The 15,202-nt window shown below is 60.9% G+C and carries 14 protein-coding genes; 10 read left to right on the top strand and 4 right to left on the bottom strand.

Annotated elements, in window-relative coordinates:
- The first annotated feature begins 235 nt into the window (after positions 1 to 235).
- Positions 236 to 451 (top strand): cold-shock protein, encoded by a 216-nt coding sequence (locus tag ACSQ2A_RS11170; RefSeq protein ID WP_046104661.1) that lies wholly within the window; start codon positions 236 to 238, stop codon positions 449 to 451.
- A 99-nt stretch (positions 452 to 550) separates the two neighbouring features.
- Positions 551 to 1,021 (top strand): NUDIX hydrolase, encoded by a 471-nt coding sequence (locus ACSQ2A_RS11165; protein WP_436072308.1) that lies wholly within the window; start codon positions 551 to 553, stop codon positions 1,019 to 1,021.
- Here ACSQ2A_RS11165 and ACSQ2A_RS11160 read toward each other — a convergent pair.
- Positions 1,018 to 2,514 (bottom strand): inorganic phosphate transporter, encoded by a 1,497-nt coding sequence (locus tag ACSQ2A_RS11160; RefSeq protein ID WP_436072307.1) that lies wholly within the window; start codon positions 2,512 to 2,514, stop codon positions 1,018 to 1,020. The two genes, ACSQ2A_RS11165 and ACSQ2A_RS11160, sit on opposite strands and share 4 nt — an antisense overlap.
- 311 nt (positions 2,515 to 2,825) lie before the next feature.
- Between ACSQ2A_RS11160 and ACSQ2A_RS11155 the strand changes: the two genes are divergently transcribed.
- The 5 genes from ACSQ2A_RS11155 to ACSQ2A_RS11135 all read left to right on the top strand — a co-directional run bounded on the left by ACSQ2A_RS11155 (position 2,826) and on the right by ACSQ2A_RS11135 (position 8,947).
- Entirely contained in the window at positions 2,826 to 4,595 is a 1,770-nt protein-coding gene (locus ACSQ2A_RS11155) for an acetolactate synthase 3 large subunit (RefSeq protein WP_436072306.1), read from the top strand.
- Between the two features lie 24 nt (positions 4,596 to 4,619).
- On the top strand, positions 4,620 to 5,174 hold the full coding sequence (ilvN, locus tag ACSQ2A_RS11150) for an acetolactate synthase small subunit (protein WP_295411533.1): 555 nt from the start codon (positions 4,620 to 4,622) through the stop codon (positions 5,172 to 5,174).
- A gap of 102 nt (positions 5,175 to 5,276) precedes the next feature.
- A complete protein-coding gene (locus tag ACSQ2A_RS11145; protein ID WP_436072305.1) occupies positions 5,277 to 6,023 on the top strand; it encodes a pyridoxine 5'-phosphate synthase in 747 nt (248 codons plus the stop codon).
- Between the two features lie 233 nt (positions 6,024 to 6,256).
- Positions 6,257 to 6,871 (top strand): NADPH-dependent FMN reductase, encoded by a 615-nt coding sequence (locus tag ACSQ2A_RS11140; RefSeq protein ID WP_295411535.1) that lies wholly within the window; start codon positions 6,257 to 6,259, stop codon positions 6,869 to 6,871.
- 153 nt (positions 6,872 to 7,024) lie between these two features.
- On the top strand, positions 7,025 to 8,947 hold the full coding sequence (locus tag ACSQ2A_RS11135; RefSeq protein ID WP_436072304.1) for a potassium transporter Kup: 1,923 nt from the start codon (positions 7,025 to 7,027) through the stop codon (positions 8,945 to 8,947).
- Between the two features lie 64 nt (positions 8,948 to 9,011).
- Here the strand turns inward: ACSQ2A_RS11135 and ACSQ2A_RS11130 are convergent, their stop codons facing one another.
- Positions 9,012 to 9,431 carry a hypothetical protein gene (locus ACSQ2A_RS11130; protein WP_436072303.1) on the bottom strand — a complete coding sequence of 140 codons (420 nt, stop codon included), beginning with the start codon at positions 9,429 to 9,431 and terminating at the stop codon, positions 9,012 to 9,014.
- 132 nt (positions 9,432 to 9,563) lie between these two features.
- A complete protein-coding gene (locus tag ACSQ2A_RS11125) occupies positions 9,564 to 10,691 on the bottom strand; it encodes an NADH:flavin oxidoreductase/NADH oxidase (RefSeq protein WP_295411538.1) in 1,128 nt (375 codons plus the stop codon).
- Positions 10,692 to 10,905: 214 nt separating this feature from the next.
- Between ACSQ2A_RS11125 and ACSQ2A_RS11120 the strand changes: the two genes are divergently transcribed.
- Positions 10,906 to 11,790: an alpha/beta hydrolase family protein gene (locus ACSQ2A_RS11120; protein ID WP_295411539.1), complete on the top strand. Its 885-nt coding sequence runs from the start codon at positions 10,906 to 10,908 to the stop codon at positions 11,788 to 11,790.
- 117 nt (positions 11,791 to 11,907) lie between these two features.
- Here the strand turns inward: ACSQ2A_RS11120 and ACSQ2A_RS11115 are convergent, their stop codons facing one another.
- The gene (locus ACSQ2A_RS11115; RefSeq protein ID WP_436072302.1) at positions 11,908 to 12,933 is read right to left on the bottom strand and encodes a LacI family DNA-binding transcriptional regulator; all 1,026 of its coding nucleotides are present in this window, start codon (positions 12,931 to 12,933) and stop codon (positions 11,908 to 11,910) included.
- A gap of 239 nt (positions 12,934 to 13,172) precedes the next feature.
- Between ACSQ2A_RS11115 and ACSQ2A_RS11110 the strand changes: the two genes are divergently transcribed.
- Both ACSQ2A_RS11110 and ACSQ2A_RS11105 read left to right on the top strand, forming a co-directional pair.
- Positions 13,173 to 14,207, top strand: a complete 1,035-nt coding sequence (locus ACSQ2A_RS11110; protein WP_436072301.1) for a Gfo/Idh/MocA family protein — start codon at positions 13,173 to 13,175, stop codon at positions 14,205 to 14,207.
- Positions 14,208 to 14,219: 12 nt separating this feature from the next.
- Complete coding sequence (locus ACSQ2A_RS11105) at positions 14,220 to 15,116, top strand: sugar phosphate isomerase/epimerase family protein (protein ID WP_436072300.1); 897 nt, start codon at positions 14,220 to 14,222, stop codon at positions 15,114 to 15,116.
- The last annotated feature ends 86 nt before the right edge of the window (positions 15,117 to 15,202 follow it).

The following is a 15,202-nucleotide window of genomic DNA, read 5'->3' as shown; positions in this document are numbered from 1 at the left end:
GGCGCCCCCACCGACCGGGTGTTCTACGTCCAACTGCCGATATTGCCTTGATAATTTCACGGCGGATCGCAATAATCCCGAAATACGTGCCACTCGACTTGCGCTACCTGAACGACCGGTATTTCCGGAATCTAGGCTACCTCCTGATCTGGTGCATCGTAAGTTCGGATCCCTCCTGGGGGCCGAATAAACCCTCCCACCGCATGCTGCGGTATTACAGACCACGAGGTTCAACATGGCTGCCATTACCGGTACCGTGAAATTCTTCAACACGACCAAGGGCTACGGCTTTATCTCGCCTGACAATGGCGAGAAGGATGCGTTCGTGCACATTTCTGCCGTACAGCGTTCGGGCCTGCAGGGCCTCTATGAAGGCGACAAGGTCAGCTTCGAACTGCAGACCGGCCGTGATGGCAAGGTCTCGGCGACCGATCTGACCCTGCTGAGCTAATCGCTTTCAGCACCGGAATTTTGAGGGGCCCTTCGGGGCCCCTCTGTCTTTTGACTGGGAATCGGTCTCAACTCGCTTGAGGAAGGTTCGAATACGACCATGCTGCGACGTCTGTTCAAGGATTGGCAAACCACGGAAGCTCCGACGACTGGTGTGATCCGCCAAGTGGGTGCGCTGCCTTACGCGGTCGTGGATGGACGCATGGCCTTCCTGCTCGTCACGTCCCGGCGCAGTGGTCGGTGGATTTTCCCGAAGGGCGCGATCGAGCCCGATCTGACACCTTGGGATAGTGCTGCCCTTGAAGCCTATGAGGAAGCCGGCGTTCTTGGAGAGGTCGAGCAAGTGCCTATCGGAAGCTACCGCGCCGCGGCCGGTTCCGGCGCCAGGCTTATCGACATTGACCTCTACCCACTCCGTGTTACCCAACAACTCGATAGCTGGAAGGAAAAAGGCCAGCGCCTGCGCCACTGGGTGACGGTGCGCGAGTCCCGCCGCCTTTTGGCGCATCGCGATCTCGCCGATCTTGTGGCCGGCTTTCACGATGCCCGCGCCGAAAAGCGCCGCGCCTAAAGCGCGAACTTGCTCACGATGAAAAATACCAAGGCCGCCAATATGGCGGAGCAGGGCAGGGTGACCATCCAGGCTCCCATAATGCCATAGACGCTCCGGCGCCGGATCAGGCGGCGGTGATCGGCCTCGCGCGCATTCGCAAAGGCCATTTCCGGCGTGGCGTTCAGTTCGCGCGGATCGACGAAGCGCGCGTAGATGGGCACTGACTTGCGCATCATTTCCTGACGCGAGCGATATTCGCGCAGGAAGCCGATGCCGAAGACCGCGCCGATGGCGATATGTGTGGTGGACACCGGCATGCCCAGGGCCGAGGCGACCAGCACCGTGAGGCCGGTCGAGAGAGCCGCGCAGAAGGCGCGGATTTCGTTGAGCTTGGTGATCTGCTCGCCGACGGTGCGGATCAGCCGTGGGCCGAATAGGGCCAGACCCACCGAGATGCCGAATGCACCGATAGACAGAACCCAGAATGGCAGATCTGTCCCCACCTCTGCCGTGCCGTGGGACAAAGTCGAGACGATGGCGGCGAGGGGGCCGATGGCGTTGGCGACATCGTTGGCTCCGTGGGAAAACGATAGCAAACCCGCCGAAAGGATCAGCGGCAACCGGAACAGTGTTGCGACGTGTTTTTTTCGGTTCTCCAGTTCAATGGAGCGACGCCGCACCCCCGAGAACGCAATCGCCCAGCCGATCAGAGCGGCCAACAATCCGATCGTGAGGGTGGTAAAGGGGCTGGGTGTCCACACCCGCTGTAGGCCCTTGTCGGCCAGGTACATCGCAAACGTTCCGGCCATTACGGCGACAAAGACGGGCACCCAGGTTCGTGCCGCACGCAGTTTGTCCATTCGTCTGGTGATGGCTACCTGCGTCAGGAACAGTAGCAGCGCCGCGATTGCACCGCCGGCTATGGGCGAGACGACCCAGCCAAAGGCGATGATGAAGATATCGGTCCACGACACGGCGCTGAGGCCAGCTGCCGCGATGCCGGCGCCGGTTACGCCGCCGATGATGGAATGCGTGGTGGAAACGGGGGCGCCGATGAACGTGGACAGGTGCACCCACATGGCCGCTGCCAGCAGCGCTGAAATCATCACCAGCACGAAGCTGGCCGGGGCGATGTTCAATCCCACCAAAAGATCCGATGCGACCGTTTCGACGACGTCCCCGCCGGCGAGCAATGCGCCCGCAGCTTCGCAGATTGCAGCGATGAGCAGGGCCGCAGGCATGGTCAGGGCGCGCGCGCCGACTGCAGGGCCCATATTGTTGGCCACGTCATTGGCGCCGATGTTGAGCGCCATATAGCCCGCGACGATAGCGCCGATGACAACGACGACGGCCGCCGGTGTCTGCCCAACCGAGGCAGAGGCCCACATGGCGACAAGAGCGAGAAACAGAATCGCCAGACCCGGTGCCGCAGTGCGCTGAACCAGTGCCTGGCTGGCCGTGTTCATGCCAGAGATGTGCTGCAGCTCCTTGTCGAGCGGATTTCTGTTCATGTCTTCGGGCTGATCGATTTGAAAGAGGAGGGGACTATGGCGAAGCTTCTGATGCAAAGCGAGCCTTGACAGCTTTGTCGCAATGCTCCTATCAATGCGCGACTAATTTTTAGGAGAGGTCCCGTGCGGGCACTCATTCTCGTAGTAGGTAGGCGCATCGGCAACGTGGGGTAAAACCCCGCGCGATAGCTGGTGCGCCGAAAACAGGTCCCGAATGGGGCCTTTTTTATTGCCTTTTTTCCGCCGAGGCGGTTTGAAGGCGTCAAGGACGTAACGCCCGGTACGGCGGGCACGAGGAGTAGGAAGCGCAAATGGCCGAGAAAATGACCGGCGCGGAAATGGTGATCCAGGCGCTAGCGGATCAGGGTGTTGAACATATCTTCGGTTACCCGGGCGGTGCTGCCCTGCCGATTTATGACGCGATGTTCCAGCAGGACGTCGTTCAGCACATTCTGGTTCGTCACGAACAGGGCGCAACCCACATGGCCGAAGGCTATGCGCGTTCGACCGGCAAGCCGGGCGTGGTTCTGGTGACCTCGGGCCCGGGCGCAACCAATGCGGTGACCGGTCTGACCGACGCGCTGCTCGACTCCATCCCGCTGATCTGCATCACCGCCCAGGTTCCGACGACCCTGATCGGCTCGGACGCCTTCCAGGAATGCGACACGGTCGGCATTACGCGCTCCTGCACTAAGCACAACTACCTCGTGAAGTCGGTTCACGACCTGCCGCGTGTTCTGCATGAGGCCTTCCTGATTGCGACGACCGGCCGTCCGGGCCCGGTGGTCATTGACATCCCCAAGGATGTGCAGTTTGCCGTTGGCGAGTATTACCGGCCGGAGGTCGAGAGCCTTCGTCACCAGTCCTATCGTCCGCAGGTCGATGGCGACCTCAAGGCTATCGAAGCGGCCGTGGACCTTATGCTCAAGGCCGAGCGCCCGGTGTTCTATACCGGTGGCGGCGTGATCAATTCGGGCCCTGAGGCTTCTGAGAACCTGCGTGAGCTTGCCGAGTTGACAGGTTTCCCGGTTACTTCGACCTTGATGGGTCTGGGTGCCTTCCCGGCGTCCAACCCGCAGTGGCTGGGCATGCTTGGCATGCACGGCACCTACGAAGCGAACCTCGCCATGCATGATTGCGACGTCATGATCAATATTGGCGCGCGTTTCGACGACCGCATCACTGGTCGCATCGATGCGTTCTCGCCCAATAGCCGCAAGATTCACGTCGATATCGACCCGTCCTCGATCAACAAGGTCGTGCAGGTTCACGTCCCGATCGTGGGCGATTGCAATCGCGTGCTCGAGGAGATGATCCGCATCTGGCGCAGCAAGACCAACCAGCCGCGCACCGAGGCGATCGCTCCGTGGTGGAGCCAGATCGACAAGTGGCGTGCCGTTGGCTCGCTCAACTTCAAGAACTCCGACACGGTGATCAAGCCGCAATGGGCCATTCAGCGTCTCTATGAGGCGACGAAGAACCAGTCCAAGGAAGTCTACATCACCACCGAAGTCGGCCAGCACCAGATGTGGGCTGCCCAGCACTTCCACTTCGACAAGCCGAACCACTGGATGACCTCCGGCGGCCTCGGCACCATGGGCTATGGCCTTCCGGCCGCCGTGGGTGTGCAGGTGGCCCATCCCGATGCACTGGTGATCGACATTGCCGGTGAAGCCTCGGTGCAGATGACCATGCAGGAGATGTCGACGGCGGTGCAGTATCGCCTGCCGATCAAGATCTTCATTCTCAACAACGAACGCATGGGCATGGTTCGCCAGTGGCAGGATCTGCTGCATGGTTCGCGCTATGCGCATTCCTATTCGGAATCGCTGCCTGACTTCGTCAAGCTGGCCGAAGCCTATGGTGGGCGGGGTATCCGCTGCGAGAACCCGGCCGAGCTCGACGCCGCCATTGCCGAAATGCTCGACTATGACGGCCCGGTGCTTTTCGACGTGATCGTCGAAAAGGACGAGAACTGCCTGCCGATGATCCCGTCGGGCAAGCCACATAATGAAATCATCCTGCCCGATACCGCCAATCTCGGGTCCATCATCGACGAGAAGGGACGGCAGCTGGTCTAACGGCCAGTTGCGGAGGATTTTTAGATGAACGCACATCTCCAGCCCACGGGCTCCGCCTATTTCCTGACCCAGGAAACCCAGCAGACCGAGCGCCATACGCTCTCCGTGCTCGTCGACAACGAGCCCGGAATCCTGGCCCGTGTTGTGGGCCTGTTCTCGGCCCGCGGCTACAATATCGAGAGCCTCACTGTCAGCGAGACCGAACACGGAAGGCGACTTAGTCGCATCACGGTTGTCGTCATCGCCACGCCCAAGACGCTGGTGCAGATCAAGCTGCAGCTCGAGCGCCTGGTGCCGGTGCACCGTGTGCACGACCTGACGGCCGAGGGCAATTATGTCGAGCGCGAGCTGGCTTTGATCAAGGTTCAGGGTACGGGTGAGCACCGCGCCGAGACGCTGCGCCTTGCCGAAGCCTTCCGCGCGCATATCATCGATGCGACCGTGGAAAGCTTCGTCTTCGAAGTCACTGGCAAGCCCGACAAGATCGACAGCTTCATCGCGCTGATGACGCCGCTTGGTCTTGTGGAAGTGGTTCGCACCGGCCTTGCCGCCATTGGCCGCGGCCCTGTGGGGATGTGACGGGTCTCCCGTCACAACCTTCATAAGTCTTATCACAAGGTTCGATTGGGCGGCGCGGACGATCCGGTATAGGAAGGGCCAAGTTCCTACCGAGTCCGCGCCATGACCCTGCTTTCAGTCAATCTCAATGCCGTCGCCCAATTGCGCAATCGGCGTGATCTTCCCTGGCCGAGCGTCACCGGCATAGCGCGCGTGGTGATGGATGCGGGCGCAAGTGGTATCACGGTGCATCCCCGGCCGGACGAGCGGCACATTCGTCGCACCGACGTTTACGATCTCAGCGCGCTGCTCCGGGAAGAGTATCCGGAAGCCGAATTCAACATCGAAGGCTATCCGAGTGACGATTTCCTTGAGCTGATCGAGGACGTCAACCCGCACCAGGTCACCCTTGTGCCGGACGATCCCGCGCAAGCCACGTCGGACCATGGCTGGGACTTTGTCGGCAAGGGCAACTTTCTGACCTCGGTGGTGCAGCGCCTGAAGCGCCCTGATCGCCGCATTTCGCTGTTTTGCGATCCGGATGCCCGGTTGGAGGGCGTGACGGCCGCAAAGGCCACCGGCGCCGACCGCGTCGAACTGTTCACCGGGCCCTACGGCGCCTGCTATGCCGACCCCATGCGGGCCCAAGCCGAATTGACGGCGCTGGCCGAGACGGCAGCTGCGGCGCTTTCGATCGGTCTCGAAGTCAATGCGGGCCACGATCTGACCCTCGAAAACCTGCCGGCATTTCAGCTCGCCGTGCCCGGCGTGGCGGAAGCCTCAATCGGGCATGGAATCACTGCCGACGCTTTGCTGCTCGGCTTTGCCGAAGCCACGCGGCGCTACATCGCCGTACTCGCTGAAAAATAGCTGCTGGTTGTTCTTATTTGACGAACGCTGAGTTGGCTCCGAAGAGACAAGTCTGCTGTCCTTTCCTGCAAAAGCCACGAAATCGGCGATAAACCTTAGATTTCCTATACTTACACCGATGTAACTGGGGCACGCTGATGTCGCCGGAACACAATCGGGTGCCCTCTTGAGCAAAACTGGGGCAGGCACATATATCGCCTCAGTTACGTTTTGTTACCAAGGAGGGCACCCAAATGTCCAAGCTCAAGATCGGCGTCATCATCTCGTCCACCCGTCCCACCCGCTTCGGCGAACTGCCGGCCAAGTGGATTGTCGACAAGGCCAACGAGCGCCCTGAAATTGCTGCCGAGATCGTCGACCTGCGCGATTTCCAGCTCCCGTTCTTTGACGAAATGGCTTCCAACGCCTGGATGCCGTCGCAGAACGCCGAAGCTGTTCGCTGGCAGAACAAGATCTCCGAATTCGACGGCTTCATCTTCGTCGTTGCCGAATACAACCGTGCCATCACCGGCGCCCTCAAGAACGCTCTCGACCAGGCCTATGTGAACTGGAACAAGAAGGCCTTCGGCGCTGTTGGCTACGGCACTGTCGGCGCTGCCCGCGCCATCGAAAACCTCCGCACGATCGGTATCGAACTGCAGATGGCTTCGACCCGTTCGGCCGTCCACATTGCCGGCGCCGATTTTATGGCCGTTCACCCCGGCTTCGGTGGCACCAAGGCCATCAGCGAAATCGAAGGTTCGATCGGCAACTCGGCCAAGGACATGCTCGACCAGCTCATCTGGTGGGGCGAGGCTGCCAAAGCCGCTCGTGAAGACGATGCTGCGGCCGCCAAGGCTGCCGAATAGTTACGAGGACCTCCAGGTCTCGTTTGCAGCAGGGGTCGTTCCGCAAGGGACGGCCCCTGTCTCCTTTTTGATTCCGTTACGCTTATGGTGTTGTTTGTGTAAGGTGCCGGGTGTATAGCGGCGCCCGCCCTTAAACAGAGAGCCCCAAAGCTCATGACGCAAGCGGAAACCACCGGCCATCAGGCTGGTATCGCAGCGGCCGATCAGGCCGGCCATGCGAAAAGCAATCTGCCTATCCTGACCCTTGGTGCTATCGGCGTCGTCTACGGGGACATTGGTACCAGCCCGATTTATGCCTTCCGGCAGGCCATGTATGTGCGGCCCGGGGCAGCTTCCTCTGACATCGAGGTATTGGGCCTTCTCTCGCTGATCGTCTGGGCGCTGACGCTGACGGTGGCGGTGAAGTATGTGTTCTTCGTGACCCGCGCAGACAACAATGGCGAAGGCGGCACGCTTTCGCTTATGGCCCTGGCGCGCAAGACTTTTACCAATCCACCGGTCTGGATCACCGCCTTGGGCGTGCTCGGCGCGGCGCTGTTCTTTGGCGACGCCATCATCACTCCAGCCGTTTCGGTTCTCTCAGCCGTTGAAGGCATTGAGCTCGTTCAGCCGGGCATGACCCGCTGGGTTGTGCCAATAACGCTCGTTCTCATTCTGGGCCTTTTCGCGGTGCAGAGAGTCGGCACAGCGAAGGTGTCCATCGTCTTCGGGCCCGTGACCGCGATCTGGTTTTTGACGCTGGGGATCGCCGGCATTTCCAACATCGTTCAGCACCCGGAGATTCTTTGGGCGGTCAATCCGCTCCTGGGCGTTGAGTTTCTCGTCACCCATTTCGGCATCGCCTTCGTGGTCATCGGCGCTATCTTTCTCGCCGTAACCGGCGCGGAAGCGCTTTATGTCGATCTCGGGCACTTTGGGCGCAAGCCGATCGTTCTGGCCTGGTTCGGCCTCGTGTTCCCGTGTTTGCTGCTCAATTACTTCGGGCAGGGCGCCTATGTGATCAGCCATGGCGTCGACAATGTCGCGAGCCCGTTCTTCGAGATGGTGCCCGAATGGGGCCTGTTGCCCTTCGTGATTCTGGCGACGATGGCGACCATCATCGCCAGCCAGGCCGTGATCACCGGCACCTATAGTCTCGCTCAGCAGGCGATCGCTCTCAACATGCTGCCGCGCATGGTGGTGCACCATACTTCGGCGACGCAGAGCGGCCAGATTTACATGCCGCAGATCAATTCCATGCTGATGATCGGCGTGCTGGTCCTGGTCGCAGCATTCGGCAGTTCCTCTGCACTTTCAAATGCTTACGGTATCGCTGTATCGGGCGTCATGATCGTGACGCTGATGCTGCTGGTCGTCGTCATGTGGCGCAACTGGAAGTGGCACCCGCTTGCCGTGGTGTTCTTCGGCGTCGTCTATCTTTGCATCGATGGCGGGTTCTTCGCGGCCAATGCGTCCAAGCTGTTCCAGGGCGGCTGGGTGCCGGCGGCGGTGGCGCTGTTCGTGGCGCTGATCATGTGGAGCTGGATGGCCGGACGTCGGCGCCTGTCGGAAAAGACCCGGCGCGACGAAGTTCCGCTGGAATTCCTCGTCAACAATCTGGCGAAGAAAAAGCCGACCACTGTGCCGGGTACCGCCATTTTCCTGACCAGCGATATCGAGGGCGCGCCGACGGCACTCCTCCATTCTCTCAAGCATTACAAGGTCTTGCACGAGCAGAATGTCATCCTGACCGTACGCACTTCGGCTTCGCCGCGCGTGCCGGACGATGAGAAGGTGACGATCGACGCCTACAACGAGCTGTTCTTCCGCGTCGTCGTGACGTTCGGCTATATGGAAACGCCGAACATTCCGACGGCTCTGGCGCTGGCGCGCAAGCTGGGATGGAAGTTCGATATCATGTCGACTTCGTTCTTCCTGTCGCGGCGTTCGCTCAAGCTCGGCAAGAAGAGCGGGCCGCTGCGTTTCTGGCAGGATCGGTTGTTTATCCGTCTCGCCCGCAATGCGAGCGATGCGACGGAATACTTCCACATTCCCACCGGACGCGTGGTGGAAATCGGCACTCAGGTGGTGATCTAGGCGTGTAGCGACACGCTTGGGTTAGCAGACTGTTGCCCGCGAATGCCGCGCCTGGCCGAATAGGTTAGCGCGGCATGTCCGGGCAGACGGTTGGGACGGTCGCGGGCGAAAAGCGCTGTTCGACCACGTCACTCCCCAGTTTCAGCGACAGGATAAGTTCGTCAGCCGTGAGGGACGAAATATCGGCATTGATGGTCATGCCATCTTCTTCCCACGAGATCGCGGTGTCGGAAACCTGCTGCCACTTGGAGAGGCGATAGGTTTCCCAGCAGCTGTCGCTGACGAGGGTGCCATCGGCAAGGAAGATCTGCATGGTGCCGGGGCTGGGGGATTCGCCCTGCTGCACCCAGACCTTGTTGAGCAGCGGATTGTCGCTGTCGCCTTCGTCCGCAATTGCGGGCTCTTCAGCGACGGCCGGTAGGCAGGCTGCGGTGCCAACTCCCCAGACGCTGAGAAGCGCGATGATGGCGGCCTTGGTATCCATGTCTTGTCCCTCGATTGACGCTGAGGTGGGTATCGGCAGCGTCAAGCTCAAGGGTGTATTCGCCTTGCGGCGAAATTTCGATTGGGCGGTGAAATTGTTGGGGCGAGCGCATGTTGCGCTCGCCCCAGGTGTTTACGATGCCTGCAGGCCGAGTACGCGGTCGTGCTCGGAGACGCGGCGGGTCTGGACGGGCCAGAGGGAATAGTCCTTGTTGCCGAGATGGCGCTGGGCGTGGACCGGCCAATTGGGATCGTTCAGGGCGCCGCGGGCGAGCGCGATGAAATCGGCATCGCCATTGGCGATGATTTCATTGGCCGAGTCGACGTCGCCGAGAAGGCCAACGGCGATAGTGGGAATGTCGGCGCCTTTCTTGAGGGCACTGGCGAAGGGCACCTGATAGGCCGCCGAAGAGGTGATCCGGCCCTGGGCGAAGCCGCCGCTCGAGGCGTGCATGGCGTCGACGCCGTGTGCCTTGAGCTCGCGGGCGAGGACTACGCTATCCTCGACCGTCCAGCCGCCCTCGGCATTGTCGCTGACGGAGATGCGGACGATGAGCGGCTTCTGGCTCGGCCAGACCGCGCGGACGGCGTCGGTCACCTCGAGAAGCAAGCGCATGCGGTTTTCTCTGGAGCCGCCATATTCGTCGGTGCGGTGATTGGCGAGCGGCGAGAGGAACTGATTGAGCAGGTAGCCGTGGGCGGCGTGGATTTCCACGGTGTCGAAACCGGCCTTGTCGGCGCGCTTGGTGGCGTCGACAAAACCGTCGATGACGCGCTGGATGCCGGCTTTGTCGAGGGCGATTGGAACCTGGAAGGTTGGGTCGGCGGGATTGTTGGATTCGGCCGATGGAGCGACGGGCTGCCAGTGCTCATAACCGGCGGCCTTGCGCTGCTCTTCGGTCACGAGGTCTTCAGGCTTGCGCCAGGAAACCGGGGTAGAAGCCTTGCGGCCGGCATGGGCGAGCTGAATGCCGACAGCAGCACCCTGGCTGTGGAGGAAATCGACGATGCGGGCGAGGGGAGCGATCTGCTCGTCCTTCCACAGGCCGAGATCGCCGTAGGAAATCCGGCCTTCGGGAACCACGCCGGTTGCTTCGAGAATGACGAGACCGAAACCGCCAATGCCGAAGCGCGCGAGATGGGCAAAGTGCCAATCGTTGGCAAAACCGTCGATGGCCGAATACTGGCACATGGGCGCAACGACTGTCCGATTGCGCAAGGTGAGATCACGCAGGGCGATGGGGGAGAATAGATCGGTCATGAAAGTCTCTCGTTAGGCGCGGCCTAGGCCAGCGGTGGCCGGCCGGAACCGGCCAACGAGCGCATAGATGCATATGCGTCACTCCATCGGCAAGTGCCGATGGATGGATTTGTCGTGAAGCAATGCAGCAATGCGGAGGCGTGGGGGCTGGTGGATGGTTGCTCTAGCGCTTGCTCCTCCGTTAGGTTCCCGACGACTGCACCGGGAGGAAACCGTGTCGATTACCCGTTCTCGTTTTGCCGAACTGCTTGGCTTTGCGCCGCCCGAAATTGGGCTGATTTCCAGCCGGGAGGAGCATGTCGAAGACTATGTGGTCGAGCATTTGCGGCTGCGGATCGGGGAAGAGGATGTGCGCGGCATCCTGACCAAGCCTCGTGGGGCGACTGGACGTCTGCCAGCGATCCTCTACGGGCATTCGCATGGCGGTGGTTACGCGATTGGCGCGCGGGAACTGCTCGATGGGCGGGAATATCTGGTGGGGCCACTAGGACCGGTTTTTGCGCGGGCGGGCTATGTGACGCTCTGCATCGATATGCCGATCTTTGGCGAGCGGGCGACCGTCAGCGAGGATTTTGCGGCCAAGGCACTGCTCTGGCATGGCAAATCGCTATTCGGGCAGATGCTGTCGGATCATGCGGCGGCGCTGACCTATCTTGAGAGTCGTGATGATGTCGATCCCGCGCGGATCGGGGCGTTCGGGCTCTCGATGGGCTGCGTGCTGAGCTATTGGCTGGCGGCGCTGGATGACCGGATTTCAGCCGTCGCGCATCTTTGTTGCTTTGCCGATTTCAGGACGATGATCCAATTGGGCGCGCATGACGGGCACGGGATTTATCTTACCGTGCCGGGGCTGCTGCGCGAGGCCGATGGTGGGACGATTGCGGCGCTGATTGCGCCAAGGCCGCAATTAATTTGCGTCGGTGAGGCGGATCATTTGAGCCCGCCATTGGCCGTGGAGCGGGCCTGGGCGGAACTGGCGCCAGCCTATGCCGGGGCGCCGGGGAAGCTGGAGAAGGTCAGCGAGCCGGGGATTGGGCATCAGGAGACGCCACGGATGCGGGAGGCAGTGTTGGCGTTTTTTGGGAAGTGGTTGGGGTAGGGCCACCGGATCGTCACCCCCGGGCTTTGCACTTAAGCCGGCATCGTCAAGTGAAGTGTCCTCGGGTCAAGCCCGAGGATGACTGTCGGTGGGTGGAGGTAGTGGTGGGGACTGGATTCACAGCCCGTCGCTCTCTCCCGGCACCAGTTCCATCGGCCAAACCCTCTGCACAGTCCCCAGCGGATAGGCGTCCGCATAGGCCGGCATGCTGGCAAGCAGTGATTCACCCAGTGCGATGCCGAGGTCTCTGAGGGAGAGGCGGAAGCAGGTGAGGCGGGGGGACATGAAGCGGGAGACCGGGTTTTCGCGGAAGCCGATAATGGCGAGGTCGCGGCCGGCTTGGAGGCCGGCTTCGGCCAGCTGGCGATAGAGCCCGAGGGCCAGCAGTTCATAGTTGAGTATGATCGCCGTGGGGCGGTTTTCCATCGTCAGGATATCGTGGCCCAATTGGTAGCCGCCGAGCTCGGACGAGGGGACACGCATCACGAGAGATGGATCGTAGGGTAGGCCGTGGCGTTTTAGCGCCGCCTTGTAGCCATCGAGAAAGACGAAGCCGAGATTGATGTCGTTGCTGGGGACAGCGGCCGCGATGCGGCTATGGCCGGCAGAGACGAGGCGGTCGATGCCGCGGCGGGCGACGCCGTCGAAATCGAGGTCGATCCAGGGATAGTCGCCCGGTGTCTGGGAGCGACCGAGGGCGATGAAGGGGATGCGGGCCTTGGTGAGAAGGTCGATACGCGGGTCTTTGCGATGTGTGGCGGAAATGATGAGACCATCGACCAGTCGTCGTCCGATCATGCGCTGGAGATAGGCGGTCGGGTTTTCGTCGGTTGGGCAGGGTAGGGCCACGAGATCGAGGTGGTGGCGGGTGAGCACCGACTGCACGCCGTCAAAGACGCCCATGAAGAAGGTATCGCTATTGCCGTTTATGTCGGCGCCCAGTTCGATCATGAAACCGATGGCGTTGGTGCTGCCCTGGCGGAGACTGCGGCCAGCCTGATTGGGGACATAGCCCATGGTGGTCGCGGCTTCGAGTACGCGCTGGCGGGTTTCGTCGCTGACATCGGCGCGGCCATTGAGGGCGCGGGAAACCGTGCCGATGGAGATATTCAACTCCTGCGCCAGGCGCCTGATGCCCTTCATTTTTCCCCCGGCACTATGTGCACCTTCGCCTTGAGTGTGTCGCCGAAACGCGCAGCGATCACAAGGCCTTCCGTGGTCGCCCTGGTGGCGATTTCACTTTTCCAAACGCGAACCAAAAACGTTTACGGAGGTGTCTTGACACGGATTTCGTCTCAATTGTAGCGTCGTAAACGTTTACGGCAATAGGGCTGCCAAGCTGCGTAGAAGCAGCGCACGTCCTTTGCGGGAGGATTTCCAGCGTGCAGTTTAAGGCCGTTCTTGCGGGTTGCGGAGCCATGTCCAAAGGCTGGCTCAATGCCCTTACCGAGCATCCCTTGCTCAAGGGCAGGGTGAAGGTCGTCGGCCTTGTCGACCTTGACCCCAAGGTGGCCGAGGGGCGTGCGGCGGAGTTCGCGCTGACTGACGTCGTGATCGGTAGCGATCTCGATACCGTTCTTGCCCAGACCAAGCCGGACTTGCTGTTCGATGTTGTGGTGCCCAGCGCGCGGCCGGCTTTGGTGGCGACGGGGTTGGCCCATGGCTGTCATGTTCTTACCGAAAAGCCGATGGCGCCGACGCTGGAGAGCGCGCGCGCCATGGTGGAGCAGGCCAAAGCGGCAGGGCGCATTCACGCAGTGGTGCAGAACCGGCGTTATGTGCCGGGCGTGCGGCGCATCCGGCAGCTGATCGAAAGCGGGGCGCTGGGGCAGCTGACATCAATCAATTGCGATTTCTTCGTTGGCGCGCATTTCGGCGGGTTTCGCGAAGAGATGGAAAACGTGCTGCTGCTCGACATGGCGATCCACACGCTCGATGCGGCGCGGTTCATGGCTGGGACGGCGCCCAAGGCTGTCTATTGCCTCGAGGTCAATCCGCCGGGCTCCTGGTATGCCCATGGCGCGGCGGCCAATGCGATCTACGAGTTCGAGGACGATATCGTCTTCAACTATCGCGGCAGTTGGAGTGCCGAGGGCGCCAATACGAGCTGGGAGGCTTCCTGGCGGATCGTTGGGACCAAAGGCACGCTGCTCTGGGATGGCTATGACAGGTTTGAGGCCCATCAGGTGGCAGGCACGGAAGGCTTTTTCCGGCCGCTGGAGCCGCTCGCTATCCCCGACATGCCTGATGCTTCCAAGACCGAGGGGCATGCCAGCGTCATTGCTGACTTCCTCGACGCCATCGAGAGCGGCGCGCGGCCGGAGACGGTGGGCAGCGACAACATAAAAAGCCTCGCCATGGTCTTTGCGGCCATCGAGAGCGCCAAGCTCAAGCAACGTGTTTCCATTTCTGTCTAGGATTTTTGTTCAGTGACTAATCCCGCCAAATCCATTCGCATCGGCACCATGATCCAGTCCACCGAGGGCAAGGCGCCGGAGAATATCGCCAAGATTGCCGATCTCGGCTTTGAGAGCTTTGAGCCGTTCTTCTGGCAGACGACCAATGGGCAGGACCTGGCGGAACTCGGGAAGCGCTGCCGCGATGCGATTGGGGATCGGGACATCACGATTTCGACCATCGGCATGTTCGGCAATCCGCTGGAGGCGCAGGAAAAGGATCTGCTTACCCTCGAAGGCTGGAAGCAGTGCATCGACAATGCGCATCATTTTGGCGCGACCTGCGTGGCGGGTTTTACCGGGCGCATTCGTAACCAGGTTCTTACGGATAGTCTGCCGCGCTACAAGGAAGTGTGGAGCGAGCTGGCCAAGCGCGCGGCGGACAAGGGCGTCAAAATCGCCTTTGAAAACTGCGCCATGGATGGCAATTGGCAGACGGGCGACTGGAATATCGCGCACAATCCCGACGCCTGGGAGCTGATGTTCAACGAGACGCCGGACGACAATATCGGGCTCGAATGGGAGCCGTGCCATCAGATGGTCTATCTGATCGAGCCGATCCCGCAGATCCGCAAATGGGCACACAAGTTCTTCCATGTGCACGGCAAGGACGCGACCATTCGCTGGGACGTCATTCGCGAGCATGGCGTGTTCGGAAAAGTGCCCTTCGTGTTCATGCGCACACCGGGCTTTGGCGACACCAATTGGACCGATGTCATCTCGGAGCTGCGGCTCGCCGGATACCAGGGCTCGATCGATATCGAGGGCTGGCATGACCCGGTCTATCGCGGCGATCTCGAGATCACCGGGCAGGTGCATGCCCTCAATTATCTCAAGGCGAGCCGCGGCGGGGATTTCGTTTCCGCATAAGTCATACTTAACTTGACGTGATAAAAGAAAAGGTTTTCTCTGCATGAGAAAACGGTTTCTCGTGGAGGTTGTCGTGAGCGCTGGGG

Source organism: Devosia sp. LjRoot3, from assembly GCF_964252865.1.
Taxonomy (GTDB): Bacteria; Pseudomonadota; Alphaproteobacteria; order Rhizobiales; family Devosiaceae; genus Devosia.
The sequence above is the reverse complement of the archived record's forward strand: the minus strand, read 5'-3'. Positions and strand labels throughout refer to the sequence as shown.

Coding starts and splice junctions, on each gene's coding strand:
- ACSQ2A_RS11170 (WP_046104661.1), top strand. CDS start 236: ATGGCTGCCATTACCGGTACCGTGAAATTCTTCAACACGACCAAGGGC.
- ACSQ2A_RS11160 (WP_436072307.1), bottom strand. CDS start 2,514: ATGAACAGAAATCCGCTCGACAAGGAGCTGCAGCACATCTCTGGCATG.
- ACSQ2A_RS11130 (WP_436072303.1), bottom strand. CDS start 9,431: ATGGATACCAAGGCCGCCATCATCGCGCTTCTCAGCGTCTGGGGAGTT.
- ACSQ2A_RS11135 (WP_436072304.1), top strand. CDS start 7,025: ATGACGCAAGCGGAAACCACCGGCCATCAGGCTGGTATCGCAGCGGCC.
- ilvN (WP_295411533.1), top strand. CDS start 4,620: ATGAACGCACATCTCCAGCCCACGGGCTCCGCCTATTTCCTGACCCAG.
- ACSQ2A_RS11115 (WP_436072302.1), bottom strand. CDS start 12,933: ATGAAGGGCATCAGGCGCCTGGCGCAGGAGTTGAATATCTCCATCGGC.
- ACSQ2A_RS11125 (WP_295411538.1), bottom strand. CDS start 10,691: ATGACCGATCTATTCTCCCCCATCGCCCTGCGTGATCTCACCTTGCGC.
- ACSQ2A_RS11145 (WP_436072305.1), top strand. CDS start 5,277: ATGACCCTGCTTTCAGTCAATCTCAATGCCGTCGCCCAATTGCGCAAT.
- ACSQ2A_RS11165 (WP_436072308.1), top strand. CDS start 551: ATGCTGCGACGTCTGTTCAAGGATTGGCAAACCACGGAAGCTCCGACG.
- ACSQ2A_RS11140 (WP_295411535.1), top strand. CDS start 6,257: ATGTCCAAGCTCAAGATCGGCGTCATCATCTCGTCCACCCGTCCCACC.
- ACSQ2A_RS11155 (WP_436072306.1), top strand. CDS start 2,826: ATGGCCGAGAAAATGACCGGCGCGGAAATGGTGATCCAGGCGCTAGCG.